1 protein-coding gene is annotated in these 567 nt (G+C 70.2%); it reads left to right on the top strand.

Annotation, left to right across the window (positions count from 1 at the left end; genetic code table 11):
• Positions 1 to 203: 203 nt before the first annotated feature.
• The coding region (locus AAE045_RS24020) for a sigma factor (RefSeq protein ID WP_455549808.1) at positions 204 to 567 on the top strand (364 nt) is incomplete at its 3' end.

The raw sequence follows: 567 nt of genomic DNA, 5'->3' as shown, positions 1-567 counted from the left end.
CGGCAACGTCCGTGACGAGAAGGGCAGGTACCCGCAGGTGCGGGTCGAGTTTCCGGCGGCACCGGTTGCCACGCCTGCGGCCGAGTTGTCCGCCGCGCGGACGCAGCCGCTGGTGAAGACATGCGGTGCCTGACCGCCCCCTTGCAGACGGCGCCGGGAGCAACGAGGATGCCGATACGCCCGTTATCGACATTGAGCCTGCAATGCCGGAGCTGGACGCCGCCGCTACCGCTGCATCACATCGTCTGGACGAGCTGCTCGTCCGGGTCGCCGGCGGTGATCGCCAGGCGTTCGAATCGGTCTATCAGCTGGCCTCCGGCCGCCTGTTCGCGATCTGCCTGCAGGTGCTGCGCGACCGCGGGGATGCCGAAGAGGTCCTGCAGGAGGTCTTCACCGCGGTCTGGAACAAGGCGGCGCAGTTCGACCGCGCCAAGGCGGCGGCCATGACCTGGCTGTCGATGCTGGCCCGCAACCGCTCGATCGACCGTCTCCGCGCCGCGCCGCCGCGCGCGCTGGATGATCTGTCGGTGGCCGAGGAACTCCCCGATGTCGCGCCGCAGCCGGCCC

It is taken from the genome of Dryocola clanedunensis, assembly GCF_038405435.1.
Lineage (GTDB): Bacteria > Pseudomonadota > Gammaproteobacteria > Enterobacterales > Enterobacteriaceae > Dryocola > Dryocola clanedunensis_A.
The sequence above is the reverse complement of the archived record's forward strand: the minus strand, read 5'-3'. Positions and strand labels throughout refer to the sequence as shown.